17 protein-coding genes and 1 CRISPR repeat array are annotated in these 21,604 nt (G+C 61.4%); of the genes, 7 read left to right on the top strand and 10 right to left on the bottom strand.

The window, feature by feature from the left end:
• Window positions 1-171: 171 nt before the first annotated feature.
• From HLG82_RS10170 to HLG82_RS10150, 5 genes are all read right to left on the bottom strand, one after another.
• Window positions 172-1,077, bottom strand: a complete 906-nt coding sequence (locus tag HLG82_RS10170; RefSeq protein WP_193326709.1) for an NAD(P)-dependent oxidoreductase — start codon at window positions 1,075-1,077, stop codon at window positions 172-174.
• 364 nt (window positions 1,078-1,441) lie between these two features.
• Window positions 1,442-4,585: direct repeats of the CRISPR family, unit length 29 nt; unit sequence GGAATTACCCCCGCTCGCGCGGGGAAGAG.
• Between the two features lie 21 nt (window positions 4,586-4,606).
• The gene (cas2e, locus tag HLG82_RS10165) at window positions 4,607-4,969 is read right to left on the bottom strand and encodes a type I-E CRISPR-associated endoribonuclease Cas2e (RefSeq protein WP_193326708.1); all 363 of its coding nucleotides are present in this window, start codon (window positions 4,967-4,969) and stop codon (window positions 4,607-4,609) included.
• Complete coding sequence (gene cas1e / locus HLG82_RS10160) at window positions 4,969-5,898, bottom strand: type I-E CRISPR-associated endonuclease Cas1e (RefSeq protein ID WP_193326707.1); 930 nt, start codon at window positions 5,896-5,898, stop codon at window positions 4,969-4,971. The genes cas2e and cas1e overlap by 1 nt, the downstream gene beginning before the upstream one ends.
• Before the next feature lie 4 nt (window positions 5,899-5,902).
• Window positions 5,903-8,551: a CRISPR-associated helicase Cas3' gene (cas3, locus tag HLG82_RS10155; RefSeq protein ID WP_193326706.1), complete on the bottom strand. Its 2,649-nt coding sequence runs from the start codon at window positions 8,549-8,551 to the stop codon at window positions 5,903-5,905.
• 6 nt (window positions 8,552-8,557) lie between these two features.
• Window positions 8,558-9,217 carry a type I-E CRISPR-associated protein Cas6/Cse3/CasE gene (locus HLG82_RS10150; protein WP_193326705.1) on the bottom strand — a complete coding sequence of 220 codons (660 nt, stop codon included), beginning with the start codon at window positions 9,215-9,217 and terminating at the stop codon, window positions 8,558-8,560.
• A gap of 213 nt (window positions 9,218-9,430) precedes the next feature.
• Here HLG82_RS10150 and HLG82_RS10145 point away from each other — a divergent pair, with 213 nt between their 5' ends.
• From HLG82_RS10145 to cas5e, 4 genes are read left to right on the top strand one after another with little or no spacing between them, the layout of a single operon-like run.
• Complete coding sequence (locus HLG82_RS10145; RefSeq protein ID WP_193326704.1) at window positions 9,431-11,044, top strand: type I-E CRISPR-associated protein Cse1/CasA; 1,614 nt, start codon at window positions 9,431-9,433, stop codon at window positions 11,042-11,044.
• Entirely contained in the window at window positions 11,037-11,672 is a 636-nt protein-coding gene (gene casB, locus HLG82_RS10140; protein WP_193326703.1) for a type I-E CRISPR-associated protein Cse2/CasB, read from the top strand. The genes HLG82_RS10145 and casB overlap by 8 nt, the downstream gene beginning before the upstream one ends.
• Before the next feature lie 22 nt (window positions 11,673-11,694).
• Window positions 11,695-12,777, top strand: a complete 1,083-nt coding sequence (gene cas7e / locus HLG82_RS10135; RefSeq protein ID WP_193326702.1) for a type I-E CRISPR-associated protein Cas7/Cse4/CasC — start codon at window positions 11,695-11,697, stop codon at window positions 12,775-12,777.
• Window positions 12,774-13,475 (top strand): type I-E CRISPR-associated protein Cas5/CasD, encoded by a 702-nt coding sequence (gene cas5e / locus HLG82_RS10130; protein WP_193326701.1) that lies wholly within the window; start codon window positions 12,774-12,776, stop codon window positions 13,473-13,475. The genes cas7e and cas5e overlap by 4 nt, the downstream gene beginning before the upstream one ends.
• Window positions 13,476-13,771: 296 nt before the next feature.
• On the opposite strand, the gene HLG82_RS10125 is transcribed toward cas5e, so the two are convergent.
• Both HLG82_RS10125 and HLG82_RS10120 read right to left on the bottom strand, forming a co-directional pair.
• Window positions 13,772-15,523 (bottom strand): RNA/DNA-binding domain-containing protein, encoded by a 1,752-nt coding sequence (locus HLG82_RS10125; protein ID WP_193326700.1) that lies wholly within the window; start codon window positions 15,521-15,523, stop codon window positions 13,772-13,774.
• A 23-nt stretch (window positions 15,524-15,546) separates the two neighbouring features.
• A complete protein-coding gene (locus tag HLG82_RS10120) occupies window positions 15,547-15,777 on the bottom strand; it encodes a hypothetical protein (protein ID WP_193326699.1) in 231 nt (76 codons plus the stop codon).
• Here HLG82_RS10120 and HLG82_RS10115 point away from each other — a divergent pair.
• Window positions 15,776-16,300, top strand: coding sequence for a lipocalin family protein (locus HLG82_RS10115; protein WP_193326698.1), 525 nt, complete (start codon window positions 15,776-15,778; stop codon window positions 16,298-16,300). The genes HLG82_RS10120 and HLG82_RS10115 overlap by 2 nt on opposite strands.
• Before the next feature lie 82 nt (window positions 16,301-16,382).
• Here HLG82_RS10115 and HLG82_RS10110 read toward each other — a convergent pair whose 3' ends face one another.
• The gene (locus HLG82_RS10110; RefSeq protein ID WP_193326697.1) at window positions 16,383-17,651 is read right to left on the bottom strand and encodes a class I SAM-dependent methyltransferase; all 1,269 of its coding nucleotides are present in this window, start codon (window positions 17,649-17,651) and stop codon (window positions 16,383-16,385) included.
• A 95-nt stretch (window positions 17,652-17,746) separates the two neighbouring features.
• Here HLG82_RS10110 and HLG82_RS10105 point away from each other — a divergent pair, with 95 nt between their 5' ends.
• Complete coding sequence (locus HLG82_RS10105) at window positions 17,747-18,010, top strand: type II toxin-antitoxin system Phd/YefM family antitoxin (RefSeq protein WP_193326696.1); 264 nt, start codon at window positions 17,747-17,749, stop codon at window positions 18,008-18,010.
• The gene (locus HLG82_RS10100) at window positions 18,007-18,267 is read left to right on the top strand and encodes a type II toxin-antitoxin system RelE family toxin (protein WP_193326695.1); all 261 of its coding nucleotides are present in this window, start codon (window positions 18,007-18,009) and stop codon (window positions 18,265-18,267) included. Before HLG82_RS10105 ends, HLG82_RS10100 begins: the two co-directional genes overlap by 4 nt.
• 4 nt (window positions 18,268-18,271) lie before the next feature.
• Here the strand turns inward: HLG82_RS10100 and HLG82_RS10095 are convergent, their stop codons facing one another.
• Both HLG82_RS10095 and HLG82_RS10090 read right to left on the bottom strand, forming a co-directional pair.
• Window positions 18,272-20,962: an ATP-dependent RNA helicase gene (locus HLG82_RS10095; protein ID WP_255313896.1), complete on the bottom strand. Its 2,691-nt coding sequence runs from the start codon at window positions 20,960-20,962 to the stop codon at window positions 18,272-18,274.
• Window positions 20,962-21,582: a TetR/AcrR family transcriptional regulator gene (locus HLG82_RS10090; protein ID WP_193326694.1), complete on the bottom strand. Its 621-nt coding sequence runs from the start codon at window positions 21,580-21,582 to the stop codon at window positions 20,962-20,964. Before HLG82_RS10090 ends, HLG82_RS10095 begins: the two co-directional genes overlap by 1 nt.
• Window positions 21,583-21,604 lie beyond the last annotated feature (22 nt).

Below are 21,604 nucleotides of genomic sequence, written 5' to 3'. Positions count from 1 at the left end.
CTCCTTCTTTTCGCCGGGCAGGCCCGGGCACGCCATGGATGACGGACCATGCGGCCCTTTCCGACGCCCTCGACATTCAGTTAGCGCTTAGTGTGGCACTTCGACGACGTGACGTCGCGCGTGGTCAAGGGGCGGACGCCCGGAGAATTCTCTGCTAGTTCACGGAGTCTGCTACTGGGGCAACACCACGTTGACGTAATCCTCCCCCGCGAGCGCCGCTTTGATCTGGCGTTCTACCAGGGCCTTCATGCGCGGATGCATGGCGTCCGTGTTGCCGCCGTTGTGGTGGGAGATGAAGAATGCGGCGTCCCACAGTGGCGAGTCGGACGGGAGAGGTTCAGGGTCGGCGACGTCGAGCACGATACGCAGGCGGCCAGATTCAGCCACCAGCGCCTCGTTGACCGCTAGCACTCCGCGGCCGGCGTTGACCAGCACCGCGCCGTCCTTGAGTTTGGCGAGGAAGTCGGCGTCAATCAGCCCCTTCGTGTCCGGGGTTGCGGGGATAACGACGACGACGGCGTCGGCCCGCGCCCACACCTTGGCGGGCACGGTGTCGAGGGAGAAGACGTGGCCGAAGTCCTCATCGCGCTCGCGGCTGGCCACGTACGTGACCTCGGCGTTGAATGCGGCCAGGCGCCGGGCAATCTCGGAGCCGACGCCGCCAACACCCACAAGGATGATCCTCTTGTCGGCAAGGCCGGGCGCGTAGAAGGGCTCCCAGGTGCGGGCCGCGGTGTTGGCGACCATGCGCGGAACGTCCCGGAGGGCGATGAGGAGATCGAGGAGCACGGTCTCGGCTGTGGCGGCCTCGTGAACGGTCTTGGCGTTGGCAACCTGGAGGCCCGCGGGCAGATCGGGGTCGATCATGTCAAACCCGATGGAGCCAATCTGAAGCAGGGAAGCACCAACCTTCTGCGCCATTTCCACACCGTTGGGAGTGGCCCAGTGGCTAGTCACCACGATGTCGGCATGCTCGACCGGCGGGTCGGACTCGAAGTCCCAGCGCACCACGGTAGCGCCGGGGATGTCGATGTCGAAGTTCCAGAACGGATGAATGGATACGGTGACGTTGCTCATGGGATAAAGCCTACGCCGGATGGGCGCGAGCCGGGAAGGTGTGTGCCGGGAGGCGAGCAACGGGAAGATGAGGGCCAGGAGGGTTGAAGGTCTCCCCTATCGTCTGGCTACGGATCAGAAGGTTGGGAGTTCGACCCCCTTTGGGCGCGCTTATCGGCTCAGTGGTTGATCTTGAATCCCACTGAACCGTTTTCCCTGATGTACCAGCGGTTCCAAGCTGAAATGTCGCTTGCGATTTGCGCTCGACGAGTGCGCAACGTGTGGCATTGCGCCGTCGTTGGTGTAACCATTCGTGTAGCCACCCGGGAATGCCCCGCTCGCGCGGGGAAGAGACCATTTGCGCCGCGATTCCGAGGCCGGATTGGGAATTACCCCCGCTCGCGCGGGGAAGAGCAATTTGCGTCATCGTCTTTGAAGACCCCGGCGGAATTACCCCCGCTCGCGCGGGGGAAGAGCGGCTCCATGCGGAAAACAGACGGGTCAGCCATGGAATTACCCCCGCTCGCGCGGGGAAGAGTCACGGCCGCGTTTCTCCATCTTCTGAACGCGGAATTACCCCCGCTCGCGCGGGGAAGAGCCGTGCCCCTCCCCAGCCGCTTCAAAGGTGACGGAATTACCCCCGCTCGCGCGGGGAAGAGGCGCTACTGCTGTGGCAATAGTGGATGCGACAGGAATTACCCCCGCTCGCGCGGGGAAGAGGCCACCCAGCCGAACTCGCCGCACTCCAAGGCGGAATTACCCCCGCTCGCGCGGGGAAGAGACTGCCGCCCCATGCCCAGATATTCGCTGATGGGAATTACCCCCGCTCGCGCGGGGAAGAGTCTCGCTCAGGAGTCTGTTTACTTCCCGCATGGGAATTACCCCCGCTCGCGCGGGGAAGAGATGTGACTAACCTAGGGTAAAGCGCACCCAGTGGAATTACCCCCGCTCGCGCGGGGAAGAGTCTAGATCTTGCGCCGTAATAGCTGCGATGCTGGAATTACCCCCGCTCGCGCGGGGAAGAGCGCAGCTGAGGAGAAAAAACAGTATTCATAGGGGAATTACCCCCGCTCGCGCGGGGAAGAGTCTAGATCTTGCGCCGTAATAGCTGCGATGCTGGAATTACCCCCGCTCGCGCGGGGAAGAGCCGCCGCCGCCTGCAGCTCACGAGCAAGCGACGGAATTACCCCCGCTCGCGCGGGGAAGAGCTCATCTGCTTGCAGGGCCTCCTCTTTCAGCTGGAATTACCCCCGCTCGCGCGGGGAAGAGTGCCTATGGCCAAGTTTTACTGGTTCGGCTCTGGGAATTACCCCCGCTCGCGCGGGGAAGAGCGGGTTGGGGGGTTTTTCTAACACGGTAGTCCCGGAATTACCCCCGCTCGCGCGGGGAAGAGCCCGCCCGGTCAGCGATGTGGGCGAGGGTGTCGGAATTACCCCCGCTCGCGCGGGGAAGAGATCAGTCTCGGCGTAGATGGAAACCTCGGGCCGGAATTACCCCCGCTCGCGCGGGGAAGAGCGTTTAGGCCGGGTGCCAAGTATGACTATGTCGGAATTACCCCCGCTCGCGCGGGGAAGAGTTCGGCCCATACGTGTCAATCGTTGACCACTTGGAATTACCCCCGCTCGCGCGGGGAAGAGCGTCCGACGATAAGACCATCCGGCCCGCATGGGGAATTACCCCCGCTCGCGCGGGGAAGAGTCGAAGGGATAGATCAGCTTTTCATCGTAGAAGGAATTACCCCCGCTCGCGCGGGGAAGAGGGCTCTCCTTGATATCGGTGATCGTGCCGATTGGAATTACCCCCGCTCGCGCGGGGAAGAGAATGGGATCGAATCCGACGACTACGGCCCCGTGGAATTACCCCCGCTCGCGCGGGGAAGAGTCCCACTCGGGGGATTCGGTGTCGATGCCGGCGGAATTACCCCCGCTCGCGCGGGGAAGAGACGACCTCACCACTCGGATTGACCAGCTCACTGGAATTACCCCCGCTCGCGCGGGGAAGAGATCAACAGCGCGAGGGAACGAATCTCTTGCCAGGAATTACCCCCGCTCGCGCGGGGAAGAGCAGTGGTTACCTCTGGGCCGACGACGGTCACGGGAATTACCCCCGCTCGCGCGGGGAAGAGTCGGGCCAAACTGCTATGACTGTTGCGGACTGGGAATTACCCCCGCTCGCGCGGGGAAGAGGCGTCGAGCGAGTCCGCCTGAGGTATGAAATCGGAATTACCCCCGCTCGCGCGGGGAAGAGGCGCCAAACGAATACATGCCCAGATTTGGGCGGGAATTACCCCCGCTCGCGCGGGGAAGAGAAGCCAAGCAACGCGAAATCGCCACACAAGGCAGAATTACCCCCGCTCGCGCGGGGAAGAGAGGTCAGCGCCCCGCAGGTCAGCGCCCCACAGGGAATTACCCCCGCTCGCGCGGGGAAGAGACCTTCGGCGTGAAATTCGTGGAAACGTGGCCGGAATTACCCCCGCTCGCGCGGGGAAGAGTCCGCCCACTCCTCAGGCTTATCCTCAGCCGTGGAATTACCCCCGCTCGCGCGGGGAAGAGCGCCTCGGCATCACCCTCGCCACCCTGCGCAAGGAATTACCCCCGCTCGCGCGGGGAAGAGCTCCAAGCGGCCATGAGGATACGAAACTCGGGGGAATTACCCCCGCTCGCGCGGGGAAGAGACTGACACCAAGATACCGGAAGTAGGTGAAACGGAATTATCCCCGCTCGCGCGGGGAAGAGGCAAGGCTGCCCGGTGCGTGAAACCGTTAAGCGGAATTACCCCCGCTCGCGCGGGGAAGAGGTTGACGTCGGGTATTTCTCGAACCCGAAGTGGGAATTACCCCCGCTCGCGCGGGGAAGAGAAAACAGTATCCATAAAGGTTATCCTTTCCGTGGAATTACCCCCGCTCGCGCGGGGAAGAGGGTGTGCCACATTCTCGTTACACTGTGGCTATGGAATTACCCCCGCTCGCGCGGGGAAGAGAAAGTGTGGCGCACACCACCAGATTGGACCTAGGAATTACCCCCGCTCGCGCGGGGAAGAGAATTCTGGAACGATCTCCACCTTCTAAACCTGGGAATTACCCCCGCTCGCGCGGGGAAGAGCTCATTGGTCTTTCGTAACTCGGCGCTCGTGGCGGAATTACCCCCGCTCGCGCGGGGAAGAGCCAACTTGGCTCCCCGCCTCACTGACAGCAAAGGAATTACCCCCGCTCGCGCGGGGAAGAGACGAATTCGATGTTTGTGTCGACTATTTGGCGGGAATTACCCCCGCTCGCGCGGGGAAGAGCGTCGCCTTCGCATTCTTTTCCGTGCTGACCACGAATTACCCCCGCTCGCGCGGGGAAGAGGGGGTGATTTCGACGGTCTTGAGACGCTTGATGGAATTACCCCCGCTCGCGCGGGGAAGAGATCGTCTTCGCGGCCGGGGGTGAGAGCCTCCGGGAATTACCCCCGCTCGCGCGGGGAAGAGGCGCCGGTGAATTGCAGCGCCTTCGGCATCTCGGAATTACCCCCGCTCGCGCGGGGAAGAGACTATCTCACCTGCGGCTTTACTAGCCCTGGCCCGCGTTTTTCACGAAAACCTGGTCCAGAGTTTCAGTCTCACGGGGTTGTGCTTCTGCGATAGCGCAGCCCCGCGACACCATCGCACTCAGAAGGAGTCCGTCCATGTCAATAATCTTACGTGATGTCCTCCCAAGGGTCTCTACGACAAAGCCTTGCTCCGTCTCCGCACTACTACTGATAACAACGATCTTGCCGTCGTCAACAGCCTGGTGGCAGCGGCCAACGAGGTTGTCGCGCACAACGGGCGAAACCTTCCCAACGAATACCCCCGCATCAACTTCCGACAGGAATCGACCAATGTAGCCGTTGAGGTGTTCAGGAATCGCCGTCGTCACAATGGCAACGAACATTACTTCACCCCATATTGCGTATGACCCGCGACTTCGTGGTTGCGACCCCCAATGAGCCGGTCGTCGTCACGATCAGGAAGATGCGGCGAGAGAATCTCCATCAATGTACTGAGCATCCCCTCAAGCACACCCTGCGACACAAAGGCGGCCCTTATTTCTCGGCGTATCGAGGCCATCGCTTCAGGATCATGTGCATGCTTAAACACAATCGGGATCGAGAGCGAAGGTTTGTAGGTATCCGCAAGATCGAACAAGAGCGAGCGTTGGTTTCCGCGATGAATAACCCCGAGGGCCGGGCTCACCCCAATTGCCGCACACGCCGCCGCCGCACAGCCGTAGAGTAGCGAGTTGGCCAGGTTTAACCCGGCGTTGACGTTGTCATCGGCTGTCGTATCGCGATGGAAATTCGCAACCTTGTATCGCTTGGCGAGGTCGCGATACAGGTTTCGCATCGTCCTGCCCTCGATTCCCCTCATCACGGCGATAGACATACCATCAACTTCATCGAGACCAAACTGCTTCTGATAAAGAAGCTTCGCGGCGTCCCGCTGGCGCGCCTCATTCGAAACCAACCGCGCTTGGGCGATAGCCCATTTCGACGACGTCGTCAGCGGCGTCGCAACCGTGTACGCCGACATTCCTCCCCCGCCGCCAAACACGACGGTTGCTCCCGCCCGAGCGCACGAAACCATAGCCGCATGCGAGATGCTGGTCCCTGGCCCAAGAACAATGACTGCGATTTCAGCCGCTGGGATCTGAATCGTTTGGCGGATATCCTCGTCATCCTCGCGGCTATACGCGACGACGCCAGTCTTGTCCTGTCGAATCGTCGTATATTCCAGGTAGAGGTACGAGATCCGGTCTTCCAGCCGGATCTGATGATTGACTGGAATGGTGGAAAACGCCAGTGCTTCTTCGGAATACGCCATCACGTCACCTACCCGTAAATCCTGCTGAGTCGTAATATTTTTCTGCGTTGGTCAAAGCCCAATATCCGGCCAACACCGATTTGGCCTCGGCCAAGGGGTAGAGGTCTTCTTCCATGTCTTTCAATTTGCCTTCTGCGACTGGCATTGACCCAAGCAGGGCCCGCCTCACGCTCTCAGCATCGCTTCCGCGAATCTCAATAAGCGATTCGACGGTGCCCGCCCAGGCTCCTGGAACCTTCTCGGGATCACCAACGCAGATCAACATTCGTCGCTCACTTCCCTCGGTCAGCCGTGTTCCGTTTGCGAGCCCGTCATCGGCGTCTTTCGCGCCAGTTATTCCGAGGAACATCGCTAGTGTCGGTTCGTGATTGAGGATTTCATCGAGATCCACGCGCGCCATTTTCCCAGCGTTCTTGTGCAAGAATGCCTTGGCGGCTTCTGACAGCGAGGCGTCGCTTTCGGGGTCGATGTCAGCAAAGCTGAAAGCTGAGGCATCGATGAACTCCTGGCAGTCATGTGGTACCTGCAGAGATTTGTGTGCACCTAGCCATCGCCACACCCTGGCGAGCTCGCCTGCCATGTACGGCAGTACATTTCCCGCATAAGATCGATCGTTCTCGTCACCTTGAATCTTCACAATGTGAAGTGGCAGCCTCTCAACTCCCGGAAGCCTTTCGCTACGTCGAACGTCCACACGTCGCCACGCGCGCCCCGCACGCTGGATCAGCGAAGGAGCCGGCGCCAGTTCCGTCCTGAGGAGGTCAAGGTCGATATCGAGCGAGGCCTCGATCGCCTGTGTCCCGACGACGAACACGGCCTCCCCCACACCCGTCGGCCCGAGGAGCTCCTCCAGAAGCTGCGCATTTCGCCGCCTATGTTCGGCAGTCATTCGCGAATGAAGAAGAATCGTCTGCCCAACCTTCGCCAATTCGCCGGCCACCGTGCGAGCGTTATCGACCCGGTTACAGATGATCCCAATTCTGGCTTTCGGGAATCGGCGGTGCATGTCCTGGGCCCACGTCACATGGGCGTCGTTAATCTGCCCCGCGAATTCTTCGGACAATGTCAGGTCCAGCACCGACCCTGCCGATTCCGGCCGAACCCGCGTCACCTCTCCTTCCAGATCCACGTGCTCGATCGCCGGAAAATCTGCGCCCTCCAAAGCCGGCTCCGCCCTGTAATGCGCAAGCAACGTCTCTCGTTGCCATGAGGGCATCGTCGCCGTCAGGAATGTGACACGAGCCTTCGTGGCCCGCAACCAGGACACGATCGGGCGCAAAAGTTCGGTTTGATATTGGTCAAGGGTATGCACCTCATCGATGACGACGTGCGCGTTCGCGAGCGCAAGTAGCCGCAGATGAGTCCATTTTCGGGGCAGTGCGCCCATCAACGCCTGATCCACGGTCCCGACGCATACCGGCGCTAGCAGACGACTGCTTCGGCTTCTAACAAAGTCCGTCGGATAAAGCCCGCCATTGTCCGAATAGCGAAGACGATCAGCCGAATCACTCGCAACCGTGACGGGCTTGGCGTAAAAGTCTTCCACAGACGCAAGACCGTGCGCGAGTGCAGCCACGTTCGACGTACCCGCGTAGTATTTCTGAATTCGCCGCATCAGTGCGTTCGATGTTGCCTGTGTCGGCAAGAGGAAAATGAGACGTTCGTTGACCGCAGCGTGGCGTAGCATTGCGGCTTCGGTTTTCCCTCCGCCTGTCGGTGTCATGACATTCAGCAGGCCATAACCCGAATCTTGCGCAATCTTTTGGATCGACCGAGGCTCGTACTCGCCGAGGATGGCCTGCCGGGCGGCTTCTTTCGATTCCCAGCCGCGATAGATTCCTACCGTCCTCTCGACGTAAGAAACAGCTTCACGACGCCGCCGTTCGATCCATGCTCGAGGATCACTTAACTCCAGATCACCGCACCCCATCGCCGCGAGGCCGGCCGCGACAAATTCACCCTGGGAGGCAATTCGATCGGCGAGCACAGTGAGTCCGGATAGCAGGATCGTCGCTGTGGTGCCCACCCGAGAGTCCTCGTCGGGGAAGGTCCGGCCAGTCCCCTCACACAAGGAGTCAAGCAAATCCTGGCGAATATCACTCCAGGGAGCACCTGTTGTGTATTCGCGGTATCGGCGTCTTTCACCCTGTCTAGCGATATCGGAGCCAGGCATTACGAAGCGGCCGTGATGCCCCAACGAAGGCAAGATGCGCCAGTATCGGGAGGCGGAAAGGTTCGGGTCGAACGTCCCGCCCTGGAGGAAGGCTGCCCCCACACGTTCGTGGCGGCGGTAGTCGGGCTCATTGGCCTTCTTGGTGATCTTCTGCGGATCTCCGAACGTTAGCCCTTCCGCGAGGGCGACCTGTTCGCGGGCGAGCTCGATGTTCCGCCCACCCTTGTGCGGCTGGTATTGGAAGATCGGCGAAGCCTTTCCGACGTCGTGAGAACCGACCATCAGGGCGACGAGCGCCCGGGCATCTTCGAGCTCCTCGCCAGGAGTTAAAGCATCCCGGAGCAGAACTTGGAGCCCCGGGCGCAGCCACGAGTCGAAAAGTGCACTTGCCACCGCCGCCGCGTCGAGGAGGTGCGCAAGCAAGGGGTAGAGGCCGTTCTCACCGTCAAGCTTGGCCCAGACACTTTCGTAGCACCGCATCGCCAATCACCCCAAAGCTCGAACCGAGAGCAACCCGCATCCGTATGACTTCGCACGCCCAACACCATGGAGAATAAGCTTTTGCAACCCCTCAGAAGAGGCGACTTTGGCGACGCCGTCAATCGTGTCCACCTGAACCACGTGACTTGAGTTCGGCGCCTTACCCCTGCGGTCAGCCCCGAGGAGCTCTCTCGTGTGGTTCACGACGGAGACCTCAGTAAGGCCGCTTGCCAACTTCTGGGAGAGCCACCCAGAGATTGAATTCTCTCCTTGCTCACCTACGTCCATTGAGACGGGCGAGATCCCGCCTGTACCCTTGCGCCGCACGGCATTGACCGCAATGCGGAAGCGAACAGATTCGCCCGCCGGAATTTCGGGAACGGCAACTTCCTTGACGACAAGTCCCGCGAGCTCACCCTCCCCCGCGGGACGAGTTTTCGACTGCACGAGGAAGAAGGGAGCCTGGCCCGGCACGAGGTCGAGCCGGAACAAGATGTCGTGTTCCGCACGGGGATTCTTCTCAGAAAACTCGCCAAAGAGACCCATGACGGCTCGATGCCTAAAGACGGGATCGTTCAACTGCCAGCCATTCGAGCCTTTATGCAGGTGAGGCCTCTTAAGTGCAAGGTGTACCGGATACTTGGAAAGGAAAACCGTCTCTGACATGCCAGCCCCTTATCTGCTGTAACGTAATCAATGCGCCTCTCCGCGGAAGCGGAGGTACTTCTTTTTACCGACAGCGGTCTAGATAGTAGCGCGACTTTCCCCGCGCAAGCGGGGGTACTTCAAAGATACTAGGGATTTAGAAATTTTTAAAGACTTTTATCGACATCGTAACACTATGGTGATAGCCTCGTACCAACAGCCCGAGGAGGCGCCATGAATGACAACGCACTGACAGACATCGCATGGGTACGTGTGCGCAACGGCCGCGCAACATTGAGGGAGACTCTCCTCCATGCCCACGAGCCTGAATATCGGCTCGACTTGTCACTACCCGGTTTTGCCATATCGGCCGAGTTGCGCCTCTTTGCACATGTGCTCGCCGTTGTCTTTCGTCACCTTGAGCATACGACAGGCGAAGCCCGCTATGGGCAGATTTTGCACATCTTGAGAAACGGACTTCCGTCCGAGGCGGTAGATGCGGCACTCGCAGAGTTGGAGCCCGGCGCGCACCTACGAGACCCCGAGATGCCATTCCTGCAGCGCCCAGCCCTACCGGAGCAAAAGAAGAATGACACCGCCCGCCGCCTCGGACCGAACGACCAAGCAGTCAAGAAGTTGCTTCCATCCATGCCGTCGGATCAGGGCGAGGACTTTTGGAACCTCAGCTTCTCCAGCACGGGACGCCTTCCCGTCGAGGATGCCGTCCTCCATATCGCCATTGCATATTTCTTCTCACCAGCCGGCAACAATGCTTATGACGGAGACAAGTGTTCGATGGGCACCCCCGGCTTCCGTTACCTAAGGAAGGGAAACACCGCAACGGAGGTCGTGTGGTGGGGTGAAACGCTTCTTGAAACGCTCCTGCTCATGACTCCACGATCATGGATCGAGGGAGATGGGCTTCCCGCCTGGGCGGATCGCACGGCAGCCCGGTCGTATGACTCCGGCGAGCTTCACCCTCTATGGAGAGCATCCTGGTCGTCTAACGCTTCAGTGTGCCATTGGGAAGGAACGGAGCTTACCGGCGTACGAATTGGTGGAGTGCCTGACGCATGGTTCCCTCCCGGCATTAGCACCGACAAGGATGCCCGCAAGCAATGGTGGGATCAGCGCAATATCGAAGACCCCTTCTATCTCTACCGAGACGGGAAGGCCGTTCGCGTCGATTTCGGACGCGATGCCACTGCACTCGCTGTTGAATGGGCAGCCGATTCGAACCTTGCGTTGGCTCGCGAAAGGTCGGCCGCCTCCCTGCTCGCTCCTGGTAGTACGGCTCTCGAGTCCGACACCCGTCTCCTTTTCATTCGCCACCAGGTCGAAGGAACCGCAAGCTCGCCCTCTATTCGGGCCTCATCGGTCTTTGTGCCTGACGACGCCGTCTGGTCGTTCGACGTCGACGAAGAACTCGTGGATAACATCGCCGAGCACGCAACATTCGTCAAGGAGCTCCTCTCCGACGTCGTAAGGCCGTTCCGCGCACCCTCCAAGAACGACAAGAAAATTGCAGCCAGCGGCCAGGTTCCAAACGTCCTCAATGCGCTGGAGAACCAACGAGACGACGCCGCCAACGCATTCTGGCGTCGCATCCACGACGTCTATGCGGACCTCATCTCCTCTGCCGCATCCGATACCGAGATTCCAACGGAGACATACCGGAGGGCCCGCAACGCCGCACTTGAGGCGTTCGACTTTGTGACCGCGCCCCATATCGGGCAATATCCCGCGAAGATAGCCTTTGCACGATCACGGCTAGATTCGACACTCTCACGGCGAATTCGTCAAAGAATTGCCCCCGTAGCAACTTCTGAAGGAGATTTCGATGAATAACAGCGACGCCTACGAATGGTATCCATACATTCACTACCTTTCGCGACCAAAGGACGACAAGTCAGCTCCATCAAACAAGGAGATTGCTTCCGTGCGCCGCGGTCTGACGGCCGCAACCGAAACATACGCCTACCCGTATGTCCTACCCAGGCTCGCCCCAGGCAGCCCTCGCTCAACGGAGCAGGCGCTCCTGCGCGGAGCAGCGCTCGTCGCCGAATTTAAGGACAAGATCCCGGCATACCATCCGGGAGAGAAGCAGGAAGGACGCCGTCGTCGTACATTTGGGCAATGGGCTGGTCTGGTTGCACGCAATCGCGGCGAACTCTTGGATCCAGATGCACCAGGGATGATTGGATCGCGGCTCGCTTATCTCCATACTCAATCCCTCGACGAGGCGGCAATGACCATCAGGCGCATTCTCCTCATCGCATCGGCGAGCGAATCCCGAGTCCCCGCAATCGACTACATCGACCTGGTCCGCACCCTGTTCTTCTGGGGTCGGGGGCTTACAGAAAGTTCCCGACAGCATCGCCTTCGCACCATCCGCGACTTCTACCGACCGATTGTGCAGGTCGAATCTGACGACGAGTCAGCCACCGACACAACTCCCTCCCCCGAATCCCTCTAACTATTTGACCTCAAGGAGAATCATGTCCCGCAACCTCACGCTCCACATCGTGGCATCCGTCCCTTATTCCAACCTCAACCGAGACGACTCGGGCACACCTAAGCGCGTCATCCAGGGTGGCGCTCTCCGTGCCCTTCACTCATCACAGGCAATCAAACGTGGAATTCGCACGCTGTACGAGGAGGCCAGCCAGGATCTGTCGGTTCGTTCGGGCCAGCTCGTCGCAGAAATCGTCGAGACGGCAAAGGAACTGAACTCGGACGCGGATGAGAAAGCTCTGACGAAGGCTGCGAAGACCGTCGTCGGCAAGCTGACCAAGGGAGACAAGGGTGGCCCCTCCGGCGGCGAGGGCTCCGAGAAGGAATCTGATCGCTCCATCTGGATGAGCGGCGAGGAAATCCAGACCGCCGCGACGGCAATTCTCAACGGAGACGAGGACACCGAATTCATCAAGGCCGGTATCACCGGTTCCCTTGCCATCGCCGCCTTCGGCCGAATGTTTGCAAACGCCCCCTCAAAGGGGACCGAAGCGGCCATCGCCGTCTCCCCCGCGGTGACCACGCACGCCGCCACGATCGATTCCGACTACTTCTCCACGGTCGATGACATCCGCCAGCGCAACCACGATTCTGGCGCCACCTTCCTCGGAGTGTTCCAGTACACCAACGGCGTCTTCTACCGCACCATCACGATCGACAAGGTCCAGCTCAAGGACAGTTGGGCAGGCTGGGATCTTCCCAATGCTGAGGCCAATCTGAAGGAACTCATCAACGCCATCATTTACGGTCAGCCGCGTGGCAAGGAAAATGGTACCGCCCCCTACATCCAGCCCGCGCTCATTCTTGCCGAAGAGCAGCGCTACCGAGTTGCCTACGATTTCGAGACGCCAGTTGATACCGACCCACACAGCGGCGGATACGTCATCCCGACGATCGATGCCCTCGCTTCCCAATACGCGCAGGCGCGTGCCTTCGATCCTGACAACTTCGGCCCTCTCCAGGTTCTCAGTGGTACCTCCGACCATCTCGCAGATGCTTTCGAGAAACTCCACCCCGTTTCCAAGGGGGAGCTCGTCGATCGTGTAGTTGAGTGGATCAAGGCATGATTTCCTCCATCTACCTCCGGTTCGCCGGCCCGCTACAGTCTTGGGCCGGCGCTGCCGTGACGGGAAATATTGTCCACACAGAATCCGAGCCGACACGCTCGGGACTCACCGGCCTCCTTGCTGGAGCTTGTGGGTTCTTGCGTGGCGAGCGACCGGGGTGGCTCGACGACACACACTTCGCGATTCGAACCGACAACCGTGGCGTGATCACCGACGAATTCCAGACGATCAATCCCCGTACGGAAGAGACCCGGTTCCGACGTCGACTGCTCCTGTCTCAGGGAATCAATGCGAGTAGCGCGAAGTCGCTCATCTACACACCGGACGCGCAAGGCGGAACGTCGATCGTGAATCGAACCTATATCGGCGGAGGAGAGTTCATCGTTCAAGTAACGAATACCGACCACACCGACGAGCTTATCTCGGCTCTCCAAAGCCCGGTGTTCTCCCCCTACCTCGGCAGGAAGGCTTTTGCTCCCGTGTTCCCCTTCGTGTTGGGAATGGGCGAGCCCTCGGCGATCTACGAGATTCCAACTCTGCGAAAGCCGAAGCGCCATCCCGAAGATACGGCCACTCTGAGCTTTAGCCTCTACAGCCCTGAGTTGCCCACGCAACGCCACCTCAGCCAAGTTTCGGTGGTCCATGATCGCCGGAATTGGCTCGACTCCATACGGGAGAAGTTAACTCCTCTCTCGTAAGGCTGCGCCTCTTGACATGCGGCCGGATTCCAAATCGCATAGCCGGTTTGGAATCCGGCCATCTCCATGCCGCCGCCGCGATTCAAGGCGGTACGCGCCGCGGCTCGTTTCCCGGCGCCTCGACAGCAGCTCGACCTCACAAGTTGTTTCAAAGTTGTTTAAACAACTTTGAAACAACTTGCCGCCCACCAAACTCTTTCCAACGGCCAGAAAACCGTGATAACTCGCCGAAAAACAAGTTGTTTTCAGTTGTTTCAAAGTTCTTTCGAAGTTGTTTTGGACTGCCACACGAGAGCTTAGTGCCGCATTCGGGCAACCCAACGGGTATTCGAGCCACGTTGTGGGCCGTCGGGGTCAATCATCGCCACGCCTTCGGACCGCAGACCCCTGAGGAGTTTCGTTACATCGGCGGTGGAAATATTCAGCTGGTTCGAAATTTCGCGAGCAGTAAGTGCTGCGCCCTCGGCCAGATGCTGGCGGACCCATTTTTCGGCCTCGCTCCTGGTTGCCCCCACATTCGTGACATTAAAGAGCATGCGGAGTTGTGGCGTCAGCACCCACTCATCGATACGATCACCGACTTTCTCGACAATCCCTTTATCCGTCAACCAATCAACGCTCTCACGAGTCTCGAGGTCGTTAGTCTGCAACTTCTCAGCAAAGACTTTCCAGTCAATCCCCGGATGGTCGACTAGATGCCGAAGGACAATGAGGGCGTTAACGGATTGGCGGATATCAACACCGGCTTCCGCCATCGCCGCAAGACCTTGCACAAATCGCAGATCGGGATTTCCAGCGTCCAGCGTGACGGACACATCGAACTCAGACACTTTCACAACAGGCGCTCGCCTGCCACTGGCCAACATTGACACCCACATTCGATCAAAGCCGCGCGACGATTCTTCTGCTAACCCTAAACGCCTCACCGCATTCATTAGCGTTGGATTGCGTGGAACTGATCGAGTCGTCAACAAGTTCGACTCACTTACCGAAGGCGGAAATCCGCCTGGGGAAATGACGGTCAGCGTCCGTGGAGTTTGCTTGATGACGATCGGACAGGCCGACACCCAGTCCCGATGCAGAAGCGCGTTGGAAACAACTTCGTCAACGGCCTGGCGAGGGAAGGCTGGAATAGGCACTTCCTGCCCCTGACCGAGGTCTACTCGCGCAACTTCCTGACTTGCGTACGAATCAATCAGCAGCTGGACTTCTCCGAACAAGCTCACTAACGGACTGTTGAGCTCTCGTACTCGTGGCTCAGCTCCGGGAATCGGATAGTACAAGTGCCGGACGGCAACTTTGCCGTTTGCGGGACGAGCAAGAAGAATTTCCCCGGCAAGTAATAACTTGTCGTTGCCATCAACCAAGCCAAGCTCCCGGACGAGGCCATGATTAGTGTCTGGCACATCCATAGAGCCCATCGCAGCTCTTTTTGCCGCGAGCAATTGGTGGGCATGTTCCAAAGCACCTAAATCAAGGTCAGCTTCCCCGATATTCGCCGGTTTCGCAGTGAAATCCGGATTGCGCCGCTCCCAATCCAACCTTGTTCGCTTCTCCTGCGTCATCACGCGACAGCCGGAACCTTCCCGGTACCAAGAATCGCCTCTTGTACGAGAGTAGACGCGTAAAGGCCGTGGAATCCGGATGAGCAGTAGCCTCTTTCCTTGGAAATAGAATTCCTCGACGCCGACGTCGAGTCCCGGCCTTGTCCCTGAATAGACCTTCCCTCTTATCCAATCAACATCCCGCTCCGTACCCACAATGGCGCCAACTCCGGCAATCTTGTCCTTAACTCCGAGCACGATAAAAGAATCGCCGTCGTTACCGTTAGCCATACAGATCGCGGCTTTCAGCAGGATCTCGACCAGCTTGCTATCTGGGTTGACGCTTTCCAACGTAGCCGTCGCCGGATCTTCCTTGAAATCGAGGGTCTGACTCTCTTGAGAATCCGCGGTCATCCCTTGTTCGACAATCGCACGGAGCGCGGAGCTGACTTCCTCGGGGAGGTTCATTGCAGATAGTTCGTGGGCGAGAGGTGGGTTTTCCATGCGTTCAGTATAACTAAGTTGTTTCAAAGTTGTTTAAACAACTTTGAAACAACTTGCCGCCCACCAAACTCTTTCCAACGGCCAGAAAACCGCGCTAACTCGCCGAAAAACAAGTTGTTTTCAGTTGTTTCAAAGTTCTTTCGAAGTTGTTTTGTGCCACCTAAACCTCTCCCAGCGATGGCAATCGGGGGTAGCGTAGGTGATACGGCGTCGTGAGACTCAAGGCCGGCGTCGTTGAACGGAGGAATCAACATGACGGAACGCGACGTACGCTCAGTAGAGCACCTCGACCTCGACAAGTATCTTGGCCTCTGGTATGAGATCGTGCGCCTACCGCTGAAGTGGGAAGACACCCACGCCACCAACATCACGGCTCACTACTCGCTCAAAGAGAATGGCAAGATCCGCGTCGACAACCGGTCCTTCGACAACGAGGGCCACCCCGGGCAAGCCATCGCTGAAGCAACACCTGTCGACGGCGAGCCCGGCCAGCTCAAAGTGAATTTCCTACCGAAATATATCCGCTGGATTCCGTTCACCTCGGGCGACTATTGGGTGCTCAAGATCGATGACGACTACCGCGTCGCGCTCGTTGGCACGCCCGATCATGAGAACCTCTGGGTGCTTGCCCGCGATCCCCACCTCCCCGAGGAAACCTTGGACGAGTATCTCGCCGAGGCGCGCGCTCAGGGTTTCGAGCTCGATAAGCTGATCCGCCCGGTTCACGACGGCCGTGTGGTCACCGACGACCTCATCGAGGGCGCTGACGGCGACTAAGGGCAACTAAGGCCGAAGAAACTCCCCGGCGCGAGGTGTCACCTCTGCCAAGAGAGTCGCCTCAGGCTCCGACTCCTTGAGCTTAACGACGCCGAAGCAGCACGACCGTCTCGAAGTGGGCCGTATGCGGGAACATGTCCACCACCTGCGCCTTGACCACGTCGAATACCTCCATCGCCGCAAGGTCGGCGGCTAAGGTGTGCGCGTTGCACGAGGAATACAGCACCGTCTCCACGCCCGACTCCGCGATCCAGCCCGCCAACTCCGGCCCGATTCCGCGCCGGGGCGGATTGACAACGACGACGTCCGGCACCTCGCCCGCGCCCGCACCCTCACCGGTGGCTTCACTTGCACCCGCGCCGCCCGACCCGCTCTGCTCCCGGGCCCACACCGTGGCATCGGCGGCAACGAATGTCGCGTCAACATCCGCGCCCCGCCTGCGCATGGCCTCCACCGACTCTCGGGCGGCGTCGATCGCCTGCGGCTGCGCCTCAACGCCCACCACCCGCATGCCTGCACTCGCGAGAGCCAGCGCGAAACCGCCCACGCCACAGTAGAGGTCCCAGGCATTCAAGGAGCCAAGATCCTGGCCGACGGCACCCGAAACCCAGTCGACCGCCCGCGAATAGAGCACTTCGGCGGCGTCGGTGTTGGTTTGGAAGAAGGACTGCGGGCGCAGGTTGAGCGTGAGGTCGCACCCGGCGACGCGGAGGGTCATGGGCAAGGTGGCTGCGTCCGAAATAAGGATTTCTTCGTCGCCCTCGAGGACAGCTTTACGCTCGGGCTGAACGTTCAGCGACACGACGCGGGCGGCCGGCACAAGCTCGCGCAGGCGCTCAAGCTTCTTGAACAGCATGCCCTGCACGCCACGTCGCCGCGCCACGAAGCGAACCATCAATTCGCCCGACGGCGACTCGGTCACGATGACGAACTTGAGCACGCCGCGGTCCGCGGACGGGTCGTAGGGCTGGAAGCCGCACTCGGCCACAAAACGCGCCAAGGCGGGCGTCGCCATCTGGATGCCCGGAGTGGGCAAGGGGCAATCGCGCAGGTCCTGCCCCTGGCCGCGCGGCCCGGTGATGCCCAGCCGCGGGTGCGCCGCCGAGCCCGTCACCACAAGCTTGACCTTGTTACGGAATCCCTCACGCGTGGCGGCCCAGGGCGAGCGCCAGGCTACGGCGTCGTGAACGAAGGGAGCCAGGAGCTCCTCGGCGCGCGCCTGCTTGGTGGCCAGCTGGACGTCTTGCGGGACGTCAAGCAGGGTGCACGAACGGCACTGCCCCGCGGCGAAATAGCGGCAGTCGAGGAGCGGTTCGGCGTCCGCGCGGCGGACGGGGAGAGGCATGCGCATGGGCCTATCCTACCGGCGTCACGTGCGCGGCTTCGCCCTGCGGGTGGGCTCAGCGTTCTTGCGTACACATTGGACACATGTGCTAGTCTTTACACATGAACACGATCACCAGCGAGGTCTCGACTCGCGAACTACGCAGCCAGCTCTCAGACGTTCTTGGGCGGGCCATGTACGCCGGCGAACGCATCGGCGTCACCCGTCACGGAAAGCTAGCAGCTGTCGTCGTGAGCGTCGCAGATCTTGAGGCGCTCGAGGAATTCGAGATGGCTCAGGATGTAGCCGCCTACCGTGCCGCTCGCGCGGAAGACGATGGCGGACGGGTGAGCCTTGATGAACTACGACGCACATTGACACAGTGAGCTATCGCGTTGAACTAACAACAGCCGCTGCTCGCCAGATTAAGAAACTGCCTCACGAAGCACGCGGTCGCATTTTGGACGCGCTAGAGAAATTGGCGGACGATCCTCGGCCCCGCGGCGCAAAGAAGCTTGTCGGCGAACAGAATGCATGGCGAATTCGCCTCGGAGATTACCGAATTATTTATGACATCTTTGACGACATACTGACTGCAACAATCGTTCGCGCTGGGCATCGTCGCGAAATTTACCGCAGCTAATCCGTCACGTGCGCGGCTTCGCCCTGCGGGTGGGCTCGGCGGTGAGTGGATCCTCCGGCCAGGGGTGGCGCGGGTATCGGCCGCGCATCTCGGCGCGGACTTGGGCGTAGGGTCCCGCCCAGAATGATGCCAGGTCCTCGGTGATCGCCAGCGGGCGTTGCGCCGGGGAGAGAAGCTCGAGCGTCACGGGCACGCCGGCAACCGTCGGCGTGTCCACCCACCCAAAGGCTTCTTGGAGCTTGAGCCGCGCGGTCGGCTTGTGGCGCGAATAGTCCACGCGCGCGCTGCCCGTCGGGGTGGGGATACGCTCCGGGGCGAGCTCGTCGAGCCGCGCCGCCTGCGGCCACGGCAGCAACGCACGCAACCCTGCCAGCAAATCCGGCTGGCCCGCGCCTAGAAGCGGCGTCAGCCACTCGTCCACGCGTTCGGCCAACGCCTCGTCCGACACGTCCGGCCACGGCTCTCCCACGACGTCGTGTAGGAAAGCCATACGACGCCGTAGCGCCGTCGCCGCCTCTCCCCACGCCAATCCGCCGACGCCGACCCGCGCGATCTCCTCCGCCCTGGCCTTCGCCACCTCGGCCCGCGTGAGCGACACCGGTTCGGAGCCGAGCTCGATCGCGCCGAGGCTGCGGATCCTGCGGCCGGTCACCTTCGTTCCGTGCACGGCGGTTTCGACGCGGGCGGTCAGCATGTCGCTGCCGTAGGCGAGCGCGTCGTCCTGCGTGAGCGGCACAGCGGCACGGATCACCGCATCCGCCCGACCCTGCGCAGCGCCCAGCTCCGCCACCGCCAGCCATTCCTCGCCCGCGAGCGGCGAGCCCTGCGGAAGCACCGCTCCCGCGCCGCCCGCCAGCACGTATCCCTTTCCGCGCCGGCGCGCGATCCACGTCGGGTACGCCAGCGCCACCACGGCCGCGAGCGCTGCGTCCGCCGTCGATGCCTCGCGTCTCCTCCCGCCGCCCGGCGCCTTTCCCGACGCCGCCAGCCCGTCTTCTCCTCCGTCCGCGTTTGCTTCCTCAAGGCTGCTGGCCGCGAGCGCTGCCGTAGCGATCTTTTCCAGGCGTGCCTTTTCTCTGGTCCATTCGCGGTCCGCCCGTGAAATGGCAGTGCGTAGTTCGGCAGCAAGGTCAGCTCCCCGGGCGCGTACACCTATCGACAGGAGTGCCGCGACGCCGGCCGCCGTCGGCGCTCCGACCGCCCGGGCGCCCTCGATCAGGCCACGGCCCAGCTGGGGCGTAAGCGGCAGTTCGGCGAGGAGACGGCCCACACGCGTGATGGTGCCTGGAACGTTCGTGCGGCCAAACCCGGCGCTGCCGGACTCGGCGCTACCTGACTCGGCACTAGCGGACTCGGCGGCGCCACCGGGCGCTACCGTCCCACCAGGCTCGACCGCGCCGAGGGCGGCGAGGGTGCGCTGTGCGGCGTCGGCGGACGCGGGACTCGGGTCGTCGAGCAGGCGCAAACCCTCCATGCGGGGGTTGCCCCACGCGGCGGCCTGCAGGGTGGCGTCGGTGACGTCACCGGCGAGGATTTCGGGCTCGGAGAACTCCACGGCCCGCGCGAAGCTCAGGCAGCGGAAGGCGCGTCCGAGGCCCTCGCGGCCGGCGCGGCCGGACCGCTGGGTCATGCGTGCCCGCGAAGCGTGAACGGTTACGAGCCCCGAGATGCCGGTACGCGGGTCAAAACGCGGCTCGCGCGCCAGCCCGGAATCCACCACCGTGTTCACGCCAGGCACAGTTAGCGACGACTCCGCCACCGACGTGGCCACAATAATCCGGTCCTCGCCGCCGGCGAGCACGCGGTCCTGCTCGCGCGCGGGCAGCGAGCCGTGCAACGCATACACCGGCAGGGCCGCCCCAGCTAGTAGGGCACGCATTTTCTCAATCTCACCCACGCCCGGCATGAACACCAGCACCGAGCCCCGCCCGGACGGGCGGCTCGCCACGGCGTCGTCGGTCACGCGGGCCACATGAGTCAAGAAGTCCCTACTGACCGCGACGCCGTAGCCGAAGTCTCCCAACGCCCGCGGCCCCACGGCATCAATTGTTTCCACAGGATGAATCGCGCCCGGCACGTCCACAACCCTTCCGCCGAGGAGCTCGGCGAAGCGTTCGGCGGCCACCGTCGCCGACATGGCAACAATGCGCAGGTCCGGCCGCAGCGTCTCCTGAACGTCGAGCGCGAAGGCCGTCACCAGATCGGTGTCGAGGTCGCGCTCATGAATCTCATCAATAATCAGCGCCCCGACGCCAGCCAGCTCAGGATCGCGCTGCAACACTCGGAGCATCACGCCCGGGGTCACCATCTCGATGCGGCTACCGGGCCGGGTCTGCCCGCGCACGCGGAACCCCACCTGGCCACCCACAGGCTCGCCGATCAGGGAGGCGATTCTGCGCGCCGCAGCGCGCGCCGCCACCCGGCGCGGCTGGACGACGATGACCTTGGGCGCCGGGCCATCCGGCTGCCCGGCTTCCGCCCTGGCCAAGGCTTGTAGCCCAACTAAACCTTCGGCCCCGGCCCACATGTCAAGCCCGGCCCCGTGCACAAGTGCCGCCATCAGCGGCGGGACAAGGGTCGTCTTTCCCGACCCCGGCGGGGCCGTAATAACGAGGTTTCCCGGCGTCGTCGAGATCGCCGCGAGTCCAGCAACCACCGGCAATTCCGGCGGCGTCGCGATGAGTCGCTCAACCACTATCGGCCTGCGAGCGTCGCGATCACCCGCAGGGCAGTTTGCTTTACTTTCGCAAGATCATTGCCCTGATCGAGGAGCTTGAGCCCGGCGTCGAGGACGGAACGGGTCATCTGGGCGTTGACGACGGCGTCGTCCGGCGTAATCTCCCGCCACAACTGGACGATGTTGCGGGCCAACTCCATGTGGAAGTTCAGCACCGCACCTGACCGTGCCTGGATCTCGCGGCCCGTGGGCGTCTCGGGGGCCTTGCGCCCGCGGCCAACGCCGGCCGTGACCACGTCGATCAGCCACTGGTGGCCCGCCTCCGCGCCGATGGTCAGGCTCAGTTCCACAAGCGTACACAGGCGCTCGTAGGGCGCGGCCTCCATCTCGAGGGCCACGTTCAACCGGCTACCCCAGCTGGGCACGTACCGTTCGAGCACGAGGACTCGGAGGTCATCGACGGAGTCCACGTACCGGTAGATCGAATTGCGCGCAATCCCGGCCCGCCTCGCCACAGCTCCGGCCGTCAGCGCAGCTGGGCCCTCTTCGCGAAGGATCGCCTCGGCAGAGTCCACTAACTTCGCGTACATCATCGAGTGATGTTCCTTGACGGAGGGAGCAGAAATCTTCGGGCTCATGGTCTTCTTTCCGTGTCGTGGC

The organism is Trueperella pecoris (genome assembly GCF_014926385.1).
Lineage (GTDB): Bacteria > Actinomycetota > Actinomycetes > Actinomycetales > Actinomycetaceae > Trueperella > Trueperella pecoris.
The sequence above is the reverse complement of the archived record's forward strand: the minus strand, read 5'-3'. Positions and strand labels throughout refer to the sequence as shown.

Bases quoted from the DNA above. Each gene is read 5' to 3' on its own strand.
- cas5e (WP_193326701.1), top strand. From the start codon at position 12,774: ATGATTTCCTCCATCTACCTCCGGTTCGCCGGCCCGCTACAGTCTTGG.
- HLG82_RS10125 (WP_193326700.1), bottom strand. From the start codon at position 15,523: ATGGAAAACCCACCTCTCGCCCACGAACTATCTGCAATGAACCTCCCC.
- cas7e (WP_193326702.1), top strand. From the start codon at position 11,695: ATGTCCCGCAACCTCACGCTCCACATCGTGGCATCCGTCCCTTATTCC.
- HLG82_RS10170 (WP_193326709.1), bottom strand. From the start codon at position 1,077: ATGAGCAACGTCACCGTATCCATTCATCCGTTCTGGAACTTCGACATC.
- cas3 (WP_193326706.1), bottom strand. From the start codon at position 8,551: ATGCGGTGCTACGAAAGTGTCTGGGCCAAGCTTGACGGTGAGAACGGC.
- HLG82_RS10120 (WP_193326699.1), bottom strand. From the start codon at position 15,777: ATGTTGATTCCTCCGTTCAACGACGCCGGCCTTGAGTCTCACGACGCC.
- cas2e (WP_193326708.1), bottom strand. From the start codon at position 4,969: ATGTTCGTTGCCATTGTGACGACGGCGATTCCTGAACACCTCAACGGC.
- casB (WP_193326703.1), top strand. From the start codon at position 11,037: ATGAATAACAGCGACGCCTACGAATGGTATCCATACATTCACTACCTT.
- HLG82_RS10105 (WP_193326696.1), top strand. From the start codon at position 17,747: ATGAACACGATCACCAGCGAGGTCTCGACTCGCGAACTACGCAGCCAG.
- cas1e (WP_193326707.1), bottom strand. From the start codon at position 5,898: ATGGCGTATTCCGAAGAAGCACTGGCGTTTTCCACCATTCCAGTCAAT.
- HLG82_RS10115 (WP_193326698.1), top strand. From the start codon at position 15,776: ATGACGGAACGCGACGTACGCTCAGTAGAGCACCTCGACCTCGACAAG.
- HLG82_RS10110 (WP_193326697.1), bottom strand. From the start codon at position 17,651: ATGCGCATGCCTCTCCCCGTCCGCCGCGCGGACGCCGAACCGCTCCTC.
- HLG82_RS10150 (WP_193326705.1), bottom strand. From the start codon at position 9,217: ATGTCAGAGACGGTTTTCCTTTCCAAGTATCCGGTACACCTTGCACTT.
- HLG82_RS10090 (WP_193326694.1), bottom strand. From the start codon at position 21,582: ATGAGCCCGAAGATTTCTGCTCCCTCCGTCAAGGAACATCACTCGATG.
- HLG82_RS10145 (WP_193326704.1), top strand. From the start codon at position 9,431: ATGAATGACAACGCACTGACAGACATCGCATGGGTACGTGTGCGCAAC.